The sequence below is a fragment of the Desulfovibrio simplex genome, from assembly GCF_055387835.1.
Genome location: NZ_AP042377.1, coordinates 2,832,006 through 2,847,535, shown reverse-complemented (window position 1 = coordinate 2,847,535; position 15,530 = coordinate 2,832,006). Strand labels below are relative to the sequence as shown.

The following is a 15,530-nucleotide window of genomic DNA, read 5'->3' as shown; positions in this document are numbered from 1 at the left end:
AAAGGCCCGATGCATGGGCCTTTTGCCATTCGCAGGGGAACGGGCAGCCACCGTGAAAGGCCGCGGCCTGGTTTGTCCGGATTGTCCGCACCCTTCCTGATTCTGGTCGGGGGCCTCCGGTAAGAGGCAGATGGCCATTGAGGATGCGACTTATTAAAGTCCACGGCACGTTCGTTACGGCGTTCGCCCGCACAGATATACTTTGAGATTGTGCGATGCCTGTAAGGCTTTGCCTCCGGGAACTTCGATGCAGGTCAGAAAAATATTTGTAACATTTTGAAACATAATAAAAGTTTTAGGGGGAGGGGGCGTGGGGGAGGAGACCCTTTTACAAAAGGGCCCCTCCCCCACAAAGCATTGTTAAAATGCTCTAGAATTCCAGATTGCCCGGCGTGCGCGGGAAGGGAATGACATCGCGAATATTGGTGATGCCCGTGAGCATCATGAGCAGGCGCTCGAAGCCCAGGCCAAAGCCCGCATGGGGCACGGTGCCGAAGCGGCGCAGGTCCAGATACCACCAGTAATCCTCGGGGTTCTGACCCATTTCGCGGATGCGCGCCTCAAGCCTGTCGAGGCGTTCTTCACGCTGGGAACCGCCGATGAGCTCGCCAATGCGGGGCACCAGCATATCCATGGCGGCCACGGTTTTGCCGTCTTCATTCTGGCGCATGTAGAACGCTTTGATATCCTTGGGATAATCGTAAACGATCACGGGCTTTTTAAAGTGCTCTTCGGCCAGATGGCGTTCGTGTTCGGTTTGCAGGTCTGTGCCGAATGACACGGGGAAGGTGAAGCTCTTGCCGCATTTTTGCAGAATTTCAACAGCCTCGGTGTATGACACGCGGGCAAAGGGCGCGGTCAGCATGTGTTGCAGGCGTTCGCGCAGGCCCTTGTCCACAAAGCTGTCAAAAAGATTCACGTCATTTTCGCAATGCGTCAGTATATGGTCCACCACATGGCGCGTCAGGCCCTCGCCCAGTTCCATGAGGTCTTCAAGGTCGGCAAAGGCCATTTCAGGCTCAATCATCCAGAATTCGGCGGCGTGACGCGGGGTGTTGGAGTTCTCGGCCCGGAAGGTGGGGCCAAAGCTGTACACGCGGCCAAGGCCCGTGGCCAGGGCTTCGGCCTCAAGCTGGCCGGAAACCGTGAGGTTGCACTGGCGGCTGAAGAAATCCTCGCCAAGATCCTTTGCGCCGGGTTCAAGCGTGGTCACGCGGAACATTTCGCCCGCGCCCTCGCAGTCCGCGCCGGTAAGCACCGGCGTATGGACGAGGGAGAAGCGGCGGCCACGAAAGAAGTCGTGCACGGCAAAACCGGCCTCGGAACGGATGCGGAACATGGCCCCGTATTTGTTGGTGCGCGGGCGCAGGTGGGCGATGGTACGCAAAAATTCGTCCGAGTGCCGCTTTTTCTGCAGGGGAAAGCTCTCCGGGTCCGCAAGGCCGTATACCGCAACGTGCTGCGCGCGCACCTCCCATTTCTGTCCTTTGCCGGGCGAAGGCACAAGTTCGCCCGTGACGCGCACGGCCGCGCCGGTGGCCGCTTCGCCCAGGCCCGCGTGGGCTGGCGTGCCCGTGTCCACTATGCACTGCATGTTGGTGAGGCAGGAGCCGTCGTTGATTTCAACAAAACTGAAATCCTTGGCGTCACGGCGCGTGCGTATCCAGCCGCACAGGGCAATGGTGGGCTGTGCCGCTTCGGAGTTGAGAGCGTCAATAATCAGGGTTCGCTGCATGGCGGGGCTCCTCGGTGGGAAAAGAATTTGCGCAAGTGTAGCGCTTCCGGGGGACGGGCTCAAGAGCGTATGCGCGGGCGGGGCCAGCGCATACGGAAGCGGCGAGGCCGGGGTACGGATGACATGTGGCGCATGTGCGGCCGACAGACTGCGAATACGCGGCTGGCGCGCGGCGGATGTGCAGCCGACATGAGGCTGAGGCCCAAAAGGCGGGCCGATTTGACGTGGCCCGCCTGTGGAGCGCCTGCTGCCGAGGCTTTTACCTTTGAAAAAATTTACACGCTCTGACGTGGCACGAGAGCGCGCCCGCCGCAGCATGCCGTGGATTTGGCCGGAAACCGAATTTTTCGACAAAATGAACACTTTGAAATGTGAAACATTTCAACGTTAATCTGCTCTAGAAGGTTCTTACAAGAATGGCCCCGCCGAACAGCATGGCAACCCCCAGCAAACGCAGCAGTGATGCGGGATGTTCGGGAAAACCCACCAGGGCGAAGTGGTCAAGAATGACAGAAACCGCAAGCTGGCCCAGCAGCATGAAGGCCGTCATGGTGGCGGCCCCCAGTTTGGGACCGAGCATAATGGTGCAGGAGACGAAAACAGCGCCGAACAGGCCGCCAACCCACAGCCACCAGGGTGTGGCGGCTATTTCGCTTATGCCCGGCCAGCTTTGGCGCGTGGCGAGGCTGTATGCCCACAAGCCCAGCGTGCCCACGGCAAAAGACACAAGCGCTGCCTGCATGGGGTCGCCCAGAAAACGCCGCAAAAGATTGTTGACGCCCGCCTGTACGGGAATGCACCCGCCACCGGCGATGGCCAGAAGTAGTAGTAGACTTTTCATGATGGCTCCTAGAGCAGTTTACGAATGAAATGAGTTAATTGCTCTGCAAGGATTTTTTGAAAATCCTTGCCACGAAATGCGAGTAGGCGGGCTTTGCCTGCCGTGCGCGAGCATTTCAAGTGTTAAATGCTCTGGAGCAATTTCACTAGCGATGCTGTCGCCATCCGTAAGGTTTCTTCGTCGCCTAACGGCTGCCGCTTGAAATTGCTCTGCTGACGCGAAGGCGGCAGCCGCCACGAAGTGGCGTGGATTCTGGCGAAACCACGTTTTTCGCCAGAATGATGCGTTGAAACAAGGAGTGTTTCAAAAGCAAAATGCTCCAGCTTGATGCTTACGAAAATACGGCCTGATGCGTGCTGCACGACTTTGCATTATGGCCAAATTGGACTATGGTACAGAACCATTAATAGAAAAGTTATTGGGCCATTATGGGGAAGCAAAGTATCACAACCGAACTGGCGGCTCTGGGCGGTCTGTCGCTCAAGCCGGGCAGCATGGGCCGTCAGCTGGCCGCCCGTCTGCGGGAAGCCATCGAAACCGGACAGCTTCGTCCTGGCGACAGGTTGCCCGCCAGCCGTATTCTGGCGCGCCAGCTGGAGCTCGCACGCGGCACCGTGGCCGACGTGTTCAGCCAGCTTGTGGCCGAGGGCTATCTTGAATCCCGTGTGGGCGCTGGCACGTATGTGGCCCGCGATCTTGGGCGTATGCCCTTTGCCACAACGCCGAAGGGGCTGGTCCGACGCACGGCGGATCCGGCTGTTCCGCCCCACTGGCCGCAGGCTCGTCCGCCGTTCCGATTTCCTGAGCATCTGGAAAAGATGCGGGCCGACATGCCGCCCAACGCAAAGCGTTTTGCCGCCTTTGCCGGACGCTTCGCCCCACAACCGCTGGTGCCCTTTTCCGTCGCGGTGCCTTTGGCGGGCGTTGCCCCCGACCATAACTGGCGGCGGCTGGGCAACAGGGTTCGATCCGGCATGGAGGCAGCCCCCACAGGGTATGAAGACCCCTGCGGCCTCATGGCATTGCGGGAAGCCATTGCCGCCTATGTGCGCAAATCCAGGGCCGTGATCTGCGGGCCGGAAAATGTGATCATCACAAACGGCGCACAGCAGGGGCTCTATATCACGGGGCGTATCCTGCTTGGGGCGGGTGAGCCCGTATGGGCGGAAAATCCGGCCTATCCCGGACTTATGACCGTGCTTGAGGACGTACAGGCGCGTGTATTCCGTATTCCTGTGGACGGGCACGGCATAGACGTGTCGACCGGGGCAGTCCTGTGCCCCGACGCCCGCGCGGCTTTTGTCACCCCTTCGCACCAGTTTCCGCTGGGAATGGTCATGAGTATGGCCCGCCGCATGGAGCTTCTGGCCTGGGCGCGCACCTGCGGGGCCTGGCTTGTGGAGGACGATTACGACAGCGAGATGCGTTTTTCGGGCCAGCCTTTTCCCGCATTGCAGGGGCTTGACCCGCGGCGCGTCATCTATCTGGGAACCATGAGCAAGGTGCTTTTTCCCTCGCTGCGCATCGGCTATGCCATTGTGCCGCGGGAACTGATAGAGGCCTTTGTGGGCGCGCGTACCCTTATGGACAAACAGTCGCCCACGGCAGAACAGCATGTTCTGGCGGCCTATATGAATGAGGGCTGTTTTGAGGCGCATGTGCGTCGCATCCGCAAGCTCTACGCCCAGCGCAGCCAGATTCTGCTGCACCTGCTGCGCGCGCGTCTTGCGGACTGGGGCAGCCCGCAGTCCGGCGAGCAGGGCATGCATCTCGTTTTCTGGTTGTCCGCACAGGTGGACGACGTGGGCCTGGCGCTTGCGGCGGCTCAGGAGGGGCTGGCGGTGCGTCCGCTTTCGCCCTTGTACGGGCGGGGAACGGGCAGGCCTGGCCTCATGCTGGGCTTTGGCGGGTTCAGCGAACAGCAGCTTGAAGAAGGGGTGGAAAAGCTGCGCCTGGTGCTGGAGCGGCATTGTGGGCGGGTCTGAGCCAAGCCTGCGCAGGAGTTGCCAGAGCGTCACACATGGCTGTTTCCCCGCGCGTCGGGTATACGCCCGTTCTGCGCGGGTTTTGGGCCGCCAACGGCAGGTCTGGGCGGAGTGATGGCAAGGCGCGCCCAGCAGGCGGCCCGCGGGCGTCGTCCATTGAAAATTCTCCATGGGCGGCTTATTGTCGGAACCAGCGGAGCCAGAACTGTCTTTGCGGCAGTTGCTGACGCGGCTGCGAACCTTACGGACGGCGACAGCGGCTGCACGGATCAGGCTGTGTCGCTACGCGCGTTGTTTTTTGCGCGGTTTCCTTCGTCACTGCGCCTGAAGCCCCCGATGGCCCTGAGGCAAGGGCTGAAGCCGCGCTGGCGCCTTCACGGCGGGCGTCCGCCCACGTAACCGCCTGGGCATTTCAGAGTAAAAAAGTTCTGATATTTTGGTCTTTAGCCTCTCGACAGGCACAGGCGAAAAACGGGTATCATACAGGCAGGTGGAAATGGAGAACCGACAGGCCATATGCCTCGTGGATGACGATCTGGAAATTCTGGAGCTTTTGTCCGGCTATCTGAAGCAGCATGGTTTTGTGGTAAGCTGCGCGGAAAACGGTGCGGCGCTTATGGACATTTTGCGCCACAGCCAGCCGGATCTCATAGTTCTGGATGTCATGATGCCCGGCCAGGACGGTTTTGTGGTCTGCCGTGAAGTGCGTAAACAATGGCAGATCCCCATAATATTTCTGAGCGCCCTGGGTGAGAGCATGGACCGTATCGTGGGCCTTGAGCTGGGGGCGGACGACTACATCGTCAAACCTTTTGAGCCGCGCGAGCTTCTGGCCCGTATCCGCAGCGTGTTGCGGCGTAAGGGGAATGTGCCTGCACCGGGACGCTTCAGGGAAAAAGGCTGGCTGTCGTTTTCCGGCTGGCGTCTGGACAGGGCCGCCCGCTGCCTGCAATCGCCCTGGGGCGTTACGGTGAACCTGAGCGGGGCCGAATACCGCCTGCTCATGGTTTTTTTGCGCAATCCGCAGACAGTGCTCAGCCGTGATACCCTCATGGATCTGACGCAGGGGCGCAGCACGACGGCCTTTGACAGAAGCATCGACGTGCAGGTGAGCCGGTTGCGCAACCGGTTGCGCCATAAGGACGGCGAAGAGACGGGGCTTATAAAGACCGTGCGCGGCGACGGGTACATATGGACGGCCGACGTGCGGCAGGAAAGCGCGTGAACACGGCGCGTCATCTGCCCAAAAGTCTCTTTTCGCGCCTGACCCTGCTTTTGCTCAGCGCCTTCTTTGTGCTTCATACCGTGACCATTCTGACTGTGGCCGACTTTTTCGAGCGGTATATGGTGCAGAACGTGCTGGCCAATCACAGCGCCACCATCGCCCTGTGCGTGCGTATGCTTGAAGCCGAACCCGCACGGGGCAGGGAAGCGCTCATGGCCAGTCTGGCCAAAATTTCCGAGGTGTCCATCACGCTGATGGATAAAAAACCGGACATGCCTCAAGGCCAGGACAAACTTTCGCGCTTCTTTCTCGACCATATTCAGGAAGCCCTGGATGATATGGCCGCTCCAGGGCAGAAGCAACGGGCCTTGCAGGCGCAGGTGCAGGTTATTGTGCTCGGCAAGGAATCCGGCCAGTGGACGTCATTTTTCGAAAAAATATTTTCGCTGTGGGATGTATCCGGCTCATTTGTGGCCCGCCTGACCATACAGCTTGCCGACGGCACATGGCTGAACGTCACCTACCGCGGGCCGGGCCACCGGGCTCATCTTGTGGACATGCCCTATCTTGTGCTGGCTCTGGAATTCTTTGTCTTCGCGGCCCTGCTGGTTCTCATCGTGCACAGGCTGGTGCGTCCTCTGCGCACCCTGGCCAGGGCCGCGGAAAACTTTGGGCTGAACCAGGGTTTGTCCTATGCAGTGCCTGACGAGGGCCCCAGTGAAGTACGTCATGCGGCGCAGGCCTTCAACGCCATGCAGAAGCGCATTCGCGGCATTATGGAGGAGCGGGAGCGTATTTTCGCGGCCTTGTCGCATGATCTGCGCACGCCGCTCACCCGCATGCGCCTGCGCCTTGAAAACGCCCCTGACGGGGATTTCAGGCAAAAAATGCTGGAAGACATACACAGCCTGCATTCCATAGTGGAGATGGGCGCGGCCATGACCCGGTGCGACAGGCATTCTGAAGAGCCGACCCGCACCAATATGCAGGCTTTTCTTGAGGCCGTGGTGGAAGACAGACGTGAAATGGGCCAGAATGTAACGCTGGCTGGGTCGGAACTGAATATTTCTGCCCTGATTTTTCCCGTGGCCCTGCGCCGGTGCCTCGATAACCTGCTGGACAATGCTCTCCGTTACGGCAAGGAAGCCGTGCTCGCCGCCGCCGTGACGCGCGATTCCGGCGGCAAGCCTGTGCTGCGGGTGGACATTGACGATAAAGGGCCGGGAGTGGACCCGGCACTGCTTGAGAAGGTTTTTGAACCTTTTTTTCGGGTGGAAGGATCGCGCAACAGGCACACCGGCGGGCACGGCATCGGGTTGTCCATCGCACGAAGCATGGCTGTCATGCATAATGCCACGCTGTGTTTGAGCAATCTGCCCCAGGGAGGTCTCAGGGCGCGGCTGGAGCTGCCGCTGCCAACAGAGCAGCCAGCCTGACGGAATGCGGCGGGAGCCGGTATTACGCAGGCAGATCGCCATGGCGGCACGCGCAACAGGAAAGAACTTGCCCCGTCTAGAGCATTTAACACTTGAAATGCTCGCGTACGGCAGGCAAAAGCCTGCCTACTCGCATTTCGTGGCAAAGATTTTCAGGAAAATCCTTGCAGAGCAATTAATTCATTTCATTCGTAAACTGCTCTAACCCTGTCCCATCCTGCCAAGCATGTAGACGCAACGCTGCGGTCGGCTGCTGATAGCGGTATAACGCAGCATCCTGAAGCCGTGCCTGCGTGCCATATCCGCCACATCCTGCCGCGAGAGGCGGAAGGTGTATTCCGAAGGCCGCCGCTGATCTTGGGGTTTGCGCCAGTCGTCAGTGTGGTACTGGTTATCGGGCACGGCATTATAGTGGTGGCTGACGACATCAAATACGAAGACGCCCTTGGGATGCAGACAGCCTTTGTAAATTTCAAAAAAGGCGTCCAGCGATGCGCCGGGCAGATGATACAGCCAGTTGACCGACAGGATGGCTCCCTGGTTTTCCGGCAGACGTGAAGGCGTCAGGGCGTTGTCCTGCCACGTGTTCAGGCTGCGTCCGAGATATGCCTGCAATCGGGCGGAAAGATCGAGCACGGTTGTATCAATGTCGCTGCCGTTCAGACGGGTAAAACCTTGAAAAGCCAGCCACAGCAGATTGGCGCCGCTGCCGCAGCCCGGCTCGAAAACAGCAGCGTGGCGGGGCAGGTGACGCGCGATCCAGCCGCAAGGGATGCAGACGTGCCGTCGCCGTGGTCTGCGGGCGATGGCTTCCACATGCCATGTGGGCGCCTGGCTCTGCCTGGCGGCAATTTCAAGAAAGTTCAAGGGTACGCGCAGGGAATGCCCAAGCGGCCATCTGTCGCGCAGATAGTCCATGCTCCGGCTGAAGAAATCCAGTGGCGACGAAGCGGTCGCAGGGAGCCGCACCTGTGAAAATACGGTTTCATTATGCATGGTTCCATATATAACAGGGCGCGCCCGGCTGTTTGTGTGCCCGGCATGTCAAATTGTAACAAAGTGTTGCAAGATTCAAGGCTGATCTGGCGTGAGAAAAAGCAGCGTGCGGACAATTAGAGTAGATTAACTTTGAAAATATACATTTTCAAAGTTTGAGGCACGCTCACTTCGGCGTTTAACAGCGCAAATAAATTGCGCTTACGCCTCCGTGGCGGGCGTCTGCTCCCGCATCCGCCAGAGCAATTTCATTATGAAATTGCTCTAGAGCAGATTGTCTTTGAGAATATACATTCTCAAAGTTTAAGGCACGCTCACTTCGGCGTTTAACCGCGCAGATAAACTGCGCTTACGCCTCCGTAGCGAACGTCTGCTCACGCAGCCGTCAGAGCAATTTAAAAGTTAAATTGCTCTAGCGGGTTGCGGGCGCTTTTCTTTTTTCTAAACTTTATATAGACTAAAAACGATATATCCTGACGCCGCGCCCGCACGGGCTGGCAGGGGCAGGATGTGTCACACACTCCGCATGTTGAGGTGAAAGGCATGAAAAAACTTTTTGGCATTCTGGCCCTGTTCTGCGCATTGACGATGGCTGGTGCAGCGATGGCCGCTACGCCTCAGGCGGGCAAGCCCGTTCAGGACAAACCCGAAAAAGGCGCGGACCGCGTGACGGTTGTAAGCGTGACCCTTGAAGGCACGGACAGCATTGGCGCGCGCCTGGGCACAAATCTGAAGGAACGCTTCAACAAAAGCAGCCTCTTCACCCTGAACGATGATGAAGAAAAAGACGTGCCCAAGCTCTACGTCATGCTTGAAACCAAACCGGAATTTCCCGGCCGCCCCGGTGTGGGGTCGGTGTACTCCGTGTGCTGGGTTTTCAAGCAGGGCAAGGGGTATCTTGGGTATCTGCTGGCCCGCGATCTTGGGACCATCAACTATGAAGATGTGGACGGTCTGGTGGACAGGCTTGTGGAGCGTACTGACGGCATTGCCGCCAAGTACAGCGGCTTGTGGAAGTAAGCGTTTCGCGCTGGTATAGAAAAGTTTTTCTTTTCGAGTGATGGTTTGGCCCGTAAGGGTTGAAAAGGCTCCCCGCTGTGTGGGGAGCCTTTTTTATGATGCTTTTCCAGTGGCCGCTACTATTCGCGATGCTATTTCAAAGGGGGGCGCACGTCACATCCCCTCATCCCAAATTATCGGGGCCACCATCTGCAGTTATTTGTTATGGCCCCAAATTTGGGCCTTGGGGCCAGCCTTCTTCAATTCGCGTAAGGGCATGTAGGTATCTGGATTTTCACCTACCCTTACTTGATAGTAGCCGAAATGAATATCTATGCCATCTGGCCGTAGCGTGAGTGTACTGAAGTTTTCCCTTGTGGGCGCTGTTCCTTCAGCGAAGCGTTCTCTTTCGCTTTTTATCTTATTCGGCGCCACCCCCTGCTTTATAAGCAGCCCTTCAAGATGTTTTCTGCTCCAGGCGGACATGAGTTTCAGCGCCATCTGTGGATCATCAAAAAGGTCGTTAAAACCAAGTTGTTTGCCGTCGGGGAGATGGAAATAAAGGGATTCTTTATAATACCAGGGGGCCCGACCCCCCTGGTATCCCCCAAAACCAAAGACAATATTTATAATATTTGGAGAAGGTCGTGAAATTTTATAGTTGCTGTAACGCCGCCAATTTTTAAGCTCCTCGTCGCTTGCCCCATCCCGTTTTTGTTTGGCTACTTCGTCAAAAAACTCCCTGGCATCACGCGTGACCCTGTCATAGACAATTTTGTCTACAGCAGGATTTCCAGTTTTTGGATAAAAATAAAAGACATGTGGTTTCCCTTCTTTTTCCTTGGACAATATGCCCACTGTGATGCCAGGGAAGTGCGGCTGGATGTTGACTGCTCCTTCCATCTCACCTTCATACCCAGGAGGAACCACTCCCTCTGGTGTGTCCTTTGCGGGCGAAGCCACAGCCATGGCCGTCCATGCAAGGATGAGCGCTCCGGCCATAAATGTTAATAGAAGAAACATGGAACGTGAAAAGAAATGATTCATGTCACCTCCAGTAATACTAATATTGTTGCGTAGTTTAGAGAAACTACCAAAAGAGTTATGTCAGTACAAGAGAATATTTATGGTATATTTACAGGTAATTTGCTGTGTTATAAATATGTTACAGTAAAAATATATAATTAAGTATGTTGCATGGGTATGCTTTTATTTGAAAATTTGATGATGTTATGCTGACTGTAAGAGTTAACAATATGTTATATCAGGATAAAAAGCCGGTTCAAATAGTAATGTGTGATGCATCATATGCTGATCACAACCGTAACTATGGTATTTATAAGATACGTTTATTTCTGCTGCGGCGTAAATAAAGCAGGGCCTGTCCTTTGAGAGGAGGCTTCTGTGCCCTGCGGGCACGGGGGCTTTCTGTTTATTTAGTTTTGGCCGCCTGCCTGCGCAGCGAGTGCTCCAAGGAGCATAGAAACCGGGCCTGTCTTTTGAGAAGAGGCTTCTGTGCCCTGCGGGCACGGGGGCTTTTCTTTTATTTAGTTCTTGCCGCCTGCGCGGCGGGCGGCAAGGCGGGGCCGGTTATGGGGCTACGCCCCCTTCTCGGCCCCCCTTGCATCCCCCCCGAAGCACCCCCTGTCCTACCCAGACCAGCAAGCATCCTTTTTCGGGGGCGGCTATGCACGAACCTCGCCGACGTGTCGGCTTCGGTTCTTTATGACGCCGCCCCCGGCAGCGATCCATTCCTTGCCTGAGAAACAGCACAGGCTTGGGCGCGTTGCTTGCGTGACAGCAATTTTAGAGCATTTTCACTTTGAAATTGCTCTGGCGACTGCGTGAGCAGGCGCCCGCAGCGAAGGCGTAAGCGCAATTTATTTGCGCTGTTAAGCGCCGAAGTATGCGTGTCTTAAACTTTGAGAATGTCCATTCTCAAAGTTAATCTGGTCTAGGTTGAACTACGCCGGGCTACCAACACCCATGGGTGCAACATACTGAAAACGCAAATGTATTTTTTGTGGGGCGGATAACACAACAAAGACAGAACTGCTCTCGGGCACAGGGTGTTGCACACTGAAACTAGTCCCAAGAACCTCACCCCTCGCCACAATGTGTCCTCCTCAACAATCAGGCGTCGTTGCTGAGGGTTCCATACAGTTAAGGAGACTACTCCCCAATCTCTCATTCAGCGCGAAGGCGCGCGCTGGCGTTGCGCGGCGCGCAGGGAGATCACCGAGCGGAGCGAGGAAGCTCCCGGAGCAAAAGCCGCGCAGCCCTCGTGGAATGGTGGAAAGTGGAAGGCCCTTGAAGGCTGGACCGTGGGAGTGGGGATATGCGACAAGCCCAGCGGGGTCGTCCGGGGGGAGTGCAGAGGGGGCCTCGGAGGGGCGGCAGCCCCTAACAGGCCCCCTTCTGCCGCCCGCCGCGCAGGCGGCCAAAACTAAAATAAAGAAAAGCGCCCGTGCCCGCAGGGCACAGAGCCCGCCTCTCAAAGGACAAGCCCTGCTTTTATTCTCCCCTGAGCGCCAACCACGAAAATCCCCAACCCCGCGCCGCCCGCCGCGCAGGCGACCCAAACAACACAAAAAGAAAAGCACCCATGCCCGCAGGGCACAGAACCCGCCTCTCAAAGGACAAGCCCTGCTTTTATTCTCCCCTGAGGGCCAACCACGAAAATCCCCGACCCCGCGCCGCCCGCCGCGCAGGCGACCCACTAAAAAGGAAAAAGCCGCCTACCCGTATACGAGCAAGCGGCCGCGCAAAAATTTCAAAAATAAAACCGCCCTGACGGGCCGAGCCGTTCTGCACGTCCTTTTGTTGCTGCTCTGCCGCCTATTCTTCTTCCGTCAACGGATCATCATGAAAAACATAGCGATTCTTGCCAAGCTGCTTGGCCCGGTATTGGGCGTTATCCGCTTTTTGCAGCGCTTCTTCGTAGGTGGTTTCACTGCCGTCAAACATATAGATGCCAATACTGGCGGTGATGTCCACGACTTTGCCGTCCTGTTCGAAACTCATTGCAAGCGCTTGCAGCACGGACTCTACCCTTGCGGCCAGGGCTTTGCGGGTAATACCCATGGCAAAGATGCAAAATTCGTCGCCGCCAAAGCGGCCCACGGCATCGGCATTGCGGAAGATGTGCTTGAGGGCATCGGCTGCTTCGATCAGGGCGGCATCACCCACAATATGGCCCAGGCAGTCGTTGAGGGTTTTGAAGTTGTCCAGATCCAGAAAGAGCAGCGCGTGTGTTTTGTCATTCTGGACTGTGACCGGCAGATTCTGTACCACCCGTTCGCGGAAGGCGGTTTTGTTGTAGAGGTCCGTAAGGCTGTCGCGTTGCGAAAGACGCTCCAGCTCCGCCCTGCGGCGCACCTCTTCGTCAATATCCACGATCTTGCCAACGATGCGCAGCGGGGTGTCGTTTTTGCTTATGCGTGTGGTCTGCACCCGGCACCAGATGTAGCGTCCCTGCGCTGTGGGAATGCGCATAACGCCAAAGACCGTGCGCTCGCCGGAACGAACGCGCCGCCGCATTTCCGCCAGGGCGGGCAGGTCATCGGGATGCACGATCTGATCATTGCGCGGGTGGCCGTCAGGAGTGAACAGCGGGGTGCCCTCGCGGCCGAACTTTGTGTAAAAATTGGGCGAACAGGTGTACTGCCCTTTTTCCGTGTCCACATCAAAAATGATGTCCTGCGACTGTTCAAGAATGATGCGATACCGCTCTTTTTCCTGTTCCAGCTGCTCGTGCATGTGCTTTTGCTCGGTGATGTCAACGACAACGCAGTCAAGACATGGCTGGGTGGCGTCGTGTTCGTCACAGGACCATGTGCAGCGTAACAACGCGGGCAGCCACAGGCCATCTCTGCGGCGCAAGCTCAGCTCCATGCTTATTGCGGCATTTTCCTGCCTTTGCTGGTCAAGCCGCTGGTAGAGCTGTTCGGCTTCGGCCGGACTCATAAAGTCGGCCAGACTCGGCTGTTCCGGAGGGTTGTCGCCATAGTCCAGCAAGTGCCAGAAGCCGCTGTTTGCGTTGCGGATGTCCAGCCGCGCGTTGGCCGCAAGGCTGATAACACCCCCGTTGATGTTGTTGGCTATGTTGGTCAGGCGGCGTTCACTTTTTCTGGCGATGTTCTTGTTTTTGCGGCGCAGGTACAAAACATAGGCAAAAAAGACCATGGGAAAGAGCAGCAGTTCGCCCAGAATCACCAGCAGGGTCCGGTGTTCGTAGGCCATATCTTTAAGGCTCAGAGGCCCCGCAACGGCGGAAATGTTTTCGGAAATGATCTGGCTTTTGCTTTTTTCGTCCACCTCCATGATCTGTTTGTTGATAAGGCTTTGCAGAATGGGCGGCACGGTCGCGTTAATGGCCACCCGAACATCCTCAAAGCCGCCGCGCCCTTGCAGGGGGGTAATGTGCTTGAAGCGGGGTCTGGTCAGGAGGTAGTCCACTTCAAGCGTGTTTTGCAGCAGCAGATCCGCCTTGTTTTCTGCAACCGCATTGAGGCATTCCTCTGTATTGTTGAAGAATTGCAAGTGCGTTTCGGGATAGTGTGCTTCCATATACGCCCTGCCGCCGAACCAGCTTTGCGGCAGGGCAACGGACAGAGGAACAGCGGCCGGAATTTCAAAAAAATTTTTGCCGTAGAGGTTGAGCCCGCAACGCAACAGGGGGGAGGACAGCTTGTAGACGGGGTTGCCCTTGGCACAGGGGTCGAACATGGTCCCGACGCACAGGTCTATCTTGTCGCGGACAAAGTACTCGTCAAGGCTTGCGCCCGCCATGTCCATAGGCACAAAGGTGAAACGCAGGCCGCTGTTGCGGGCGATGAGACGCAGGATGTCCGGCAGGATGCCCTTGGCTTCGTCTGTAGCCGGGTCAAACCAGGACATGGGTTTGCGGTTTGGCGCGTACCCCACCCGCAGGACGGGACTTTCGGCCACAAAGTCGCGTTCGGCCCTGGTCAGTGGGGTCTGGTAGCTGCGCCACATATGTGTTCGGGCCAGTTTGCTTTCCAGGTCCGGCTGTTCCAGCTTCAACTGGGCCATGGCCTGCTCCAGTTCTTGCATCAGGGCGCGATTGGAGCGATCGCCAATAAAGAAAAAGGGCAGGGGATTGAATTTGGCAAGAATGGTTTCATCGTCCCGAAGGGCGGTCACCGTTGTGAGCATGGCGTCAAGTTTGCCTTCGGCCAGGGCTTGCCTGAGCGAGGCAATATCTTTGAACGGCACGAGCTGCGGCGGCGTGAAGTCGTGCTGACTGGCATAGCTGGCAAAATTTTTGTGCCAGGGACTTCCAACGGTAATGCCTATGCGCAGCTTTTCAAAATTCTTGAAGTCTTCATAGGCAAAAGGAGTGTCTTTGGGGGCGATGAGGGCGGTGTAGGTGGTGCCGTTGGCGTACGGGGCGTACAGAAAGCGTTTGCCGCGTTCTGGCGTGAAGAGGGCGCCGCCCACAAGGTCGATATGCTCTTTTTCAAGAGCTTCAAGCGCGTCATGCCAGTTGTCGAAGTGAACGTATTCCACCCGCCAGTCGGCATATCTGCTCACCTGCTCAAGGTAGTCCACATTATAGCCAACGGCCTGGCCGTTTTCCATGCGGTGAAAGCCGGCAAGAGGAAAGATGCCCACCCAGACAGCACGGGAGGCGGCATGGGACAGCAGGGGCGCGACTGCCTGTAGCAGGCAGAGAACCACCCAAGCAAGAAGCGGCAGGACGCGGATGTTCCTGTGCATGTGCCCTTGTCCCCCATTGAAGCCTGGCGTACCCGGCCGGTCGCCCATGGGCCGGTGCAGTGTACATTTATTCTGGAAAGACGTGTTGTCATGCGCCACTAGAGCAGATGAACTTTGAAATGTTTCACATTTCAAAGTGTTCATTCAGCCGAAAAATGCGATTTGCGGCTGAATCCACGCCACGTTGTGGCGCGCTGCACTTTCGTGCAGCGTTAGAGCATTTTACGACTGAAATGAGTTAACTGCTCTGCAAGGATTTTTCTGAAAATCCTTGCCTCGGAATGCGAGCAGGCAGGCTTTTGTCTGCCGTACACGAGCGTTTCAAGTGTCAAATGCTCTAATGCTGTGCCGCGCCGCCGCGTGCGACCCCCCGGTCTGCCTTGGGCAGCGTGCCCTTGAGAATGCGTCTTCTTCAAGGTTCCGCCATTTCCGCCACGGTGCTTGCCCCTGCGCCCCCATCGGCGCTGTCATTGCAGCAGTCGAAGTCGGCTTGCAAGCCAGCATGCACGGCGGCGGCACGTGTACGGCACAGGCTATGGCCTTGCCCATGCGGGCTCTGTCTGTGCCGTCG

The 15,530-nt window shown here is 57.1% G+C and carries 9 protein-coding genes; 4 read left to right on the top strand and 5 right to left on the bottom strand.

Going from position 1 to position 15,530, the window contains the following annotated elements; genetic code table 11:
• Positions 1-370: 370 nt before the first annotated feature.
• Both asnS and ACZ5DH_RS11700 read right to left on the bottom strand, forming a co-directional pair.
• Positions 371-1,735 carry an asparagine--tRNA ligase gene (asnS, locus tag ACZ5DH_RS11705; RefSeq protein ID WP_464254445.1) on the bottom strand — a complete coding sequence of 455 codons (1,365 nt, stop codon included), beginning with the start codon at positions 1,733-1,735 and terminating at the stop codon, positions 371-373.
• 397 nt (positions 1,736-2,132) lie between these two features.
• A complete protein-coding gene (locus tag ACZ5DH_RS11700) occupies positions 2,133-2,576 on the bottom strand; it encodes a DMT family transporter (protein WP_464254444.1) in 444 nt (147 codons plus the stop codon).
• 428 nt (positions 2,577-3,004) lie between these two features.
• Between ACZ5DH_RS11700 and pdxR the strand changes: the two genes are divergently transcribed.
• The 3 genes from pdxR (at position 3,005) to ACZ5DH_RS11685 (ending at position 7,222) form a co-directional block, all read left to right on the top strand.
• Positions 3,005-4,561 carry a MocR-like pyridoxine biosynthesis transcription factor PdxR gene (gene pdxR, locus ACZ5DH_RS11695; protein ID WP_464254443.1) on the top strand — a complete coding sequence of 519 codons (1,557 nt, stop codon included), beginning with the start codon at positions 3,005-3,007 and terminating at the stop codon, positions 4,559-4,561.
• Positions 4,562-5,057: 496 nt separating this feature from the next.
• Positions 5,058-5,786 (top strand): response regulator, encoded by a 729-nt coding sequence (locus ACZ5DH_RS11690; protein WP_464254442.1) that lies wholly within the window; start codon positions 5,058-5,060, stop codon positions 5,784-5,786.
• Complete coding sequence (locus ACZ5DH_RS11685; RefSeq protein WP_464254441.1) at positions 5,783-7,222, top strand: ATP-binding protein; 1,440 nt, start codon at positions 5,783-5,785, stop codon at positions 7,220-7,222. The genes ACZ5DH_RS11690 and ACZ5DH_RS11685 overlap by 4 nt, the downstream gene beginning before the upstream one ends.
• Before the next feature lie 201 nt (positions 7,223-7,423).
• Here ACZ5DH_RS11685 and ACZ5DH_RS11680 read toward each other — a convergent pair whose 3' ends face one another.
• Positions 7,424-8,218 (bottom strand): class I SAM-dependent methyltransferase, encoded by a 795-nt coding sequence (locus ACZ5DH_RS11680; RefSeq protein ID WP_464254440.1) that lies wholly within the window; start codon positions 8,216-8,218, stop codon positions 7,424-7,426.
• 543 nt (positions 8,219-8,761) lie between these two features.
• Between ACZ5DH_RS11680 and ACZ5DH_RS11675 the strand changes: the two genes are divergently transcribed.
• A complete protein-coding gene (locus tag ACZ5DH_RS11675) occupies positions 8,762-9,238 on the top strand; it encodes a hypothetical protein (protein WP_464254439.1) in 477 nt (158 codons plus the stop codon).
• A gap of 195 nt (positions 9,239-9,433) precedes the next feature.
• Here the strand turns inward: ACZ5DH_RS11675 and ACZ5DH_RS11670 are convergent, their stop codons facing one another.
• Together ACZ5DH_RS11670 and ACZ5DH_RS11665 are read right to left on the bottom strand one after the other, a co-directional pair.
• Entirely contained in the window at positions 9,434-10,264 is an 831-nt protein-coding gene (locus ACZ5DH_RS11670) for a hypothetical protein (RefSeq protein ID WP_464254438.1), read from the bottom strand.
• Between the two features lie 1,791 nt (positions 10,265-12,055).
• Complete coding sequence (locus ACZ5DH_RS11665) at positions 12,056-14,959, bottom strand: diguanylate cyclase (protein WP_464254437.1); 2,904 nt, start codon at positions 14,957-14,959, stop codon at positions 12,056-12,058.
• Between the last annotated feature and the right edge of the window lie 571 nt (positions 14,960-15,530).

Bases quoted from the DNA above. Each gene is read 5' to 3' on its own strand.
- ACZ5DH_RS11680 (WP_464254440.1), bottom strand. From the start codon at position 8,218: ATGCATAATGAAACCGTATTTTCACAGGTGCGGCTCCCTGCGACCGCT.
- ACZ5DH_RS11675 (WP_464254439.1), top strand. From the start codon at position 8,762: ATGAAAAAACTTTTTGGCATTCTGGCCCTGTTCTGCGCATTGACGATG.
- ACZ5DH_RS11690 (WP_464254442.1), top strand. From the start codon at position 5,058: ATGGAGAACCGACAGGCCATATGCCTCGTGGATGACGATCTGGAAATT.
- ACZ5DH_RS11665 (WP_464254437.1), bottom strand. From the start codon at position 14,959: ATGCACAGGAACATCCGCGTCCTGCCGCTTCTTGCTTGGGTGGTTCTC.
- asnS (WP_464254445.1), bottom strand. From the start codon at position 1,735: ATGCAGCGAACCCTGATTATTGACGCTCTCAACTCCGAAGCGGCACAG.
- ACZ5DH_RS11700 (WP_464254444.1), bottom strand. From the start codon at position 2,576: ATGAAAAGTCTACTACTACTTCTGGCCATCGCCGGTGGCGGGTGCATT.
- ACZ5DH_RS11670 (WP_464254438.1), bottom strand. From the start codon at position 10,264: ATGAATCATTTCTTTTCACGTTCCATGTTTCTTCTATTAACATTTATG.
- pdxR (WP_464254443.1), top strand. From the start codon at position 3,005: ATGGGGAAGCAAAGTATCACAACCGAACTGGCGGCTCTGGGCGGTCTG.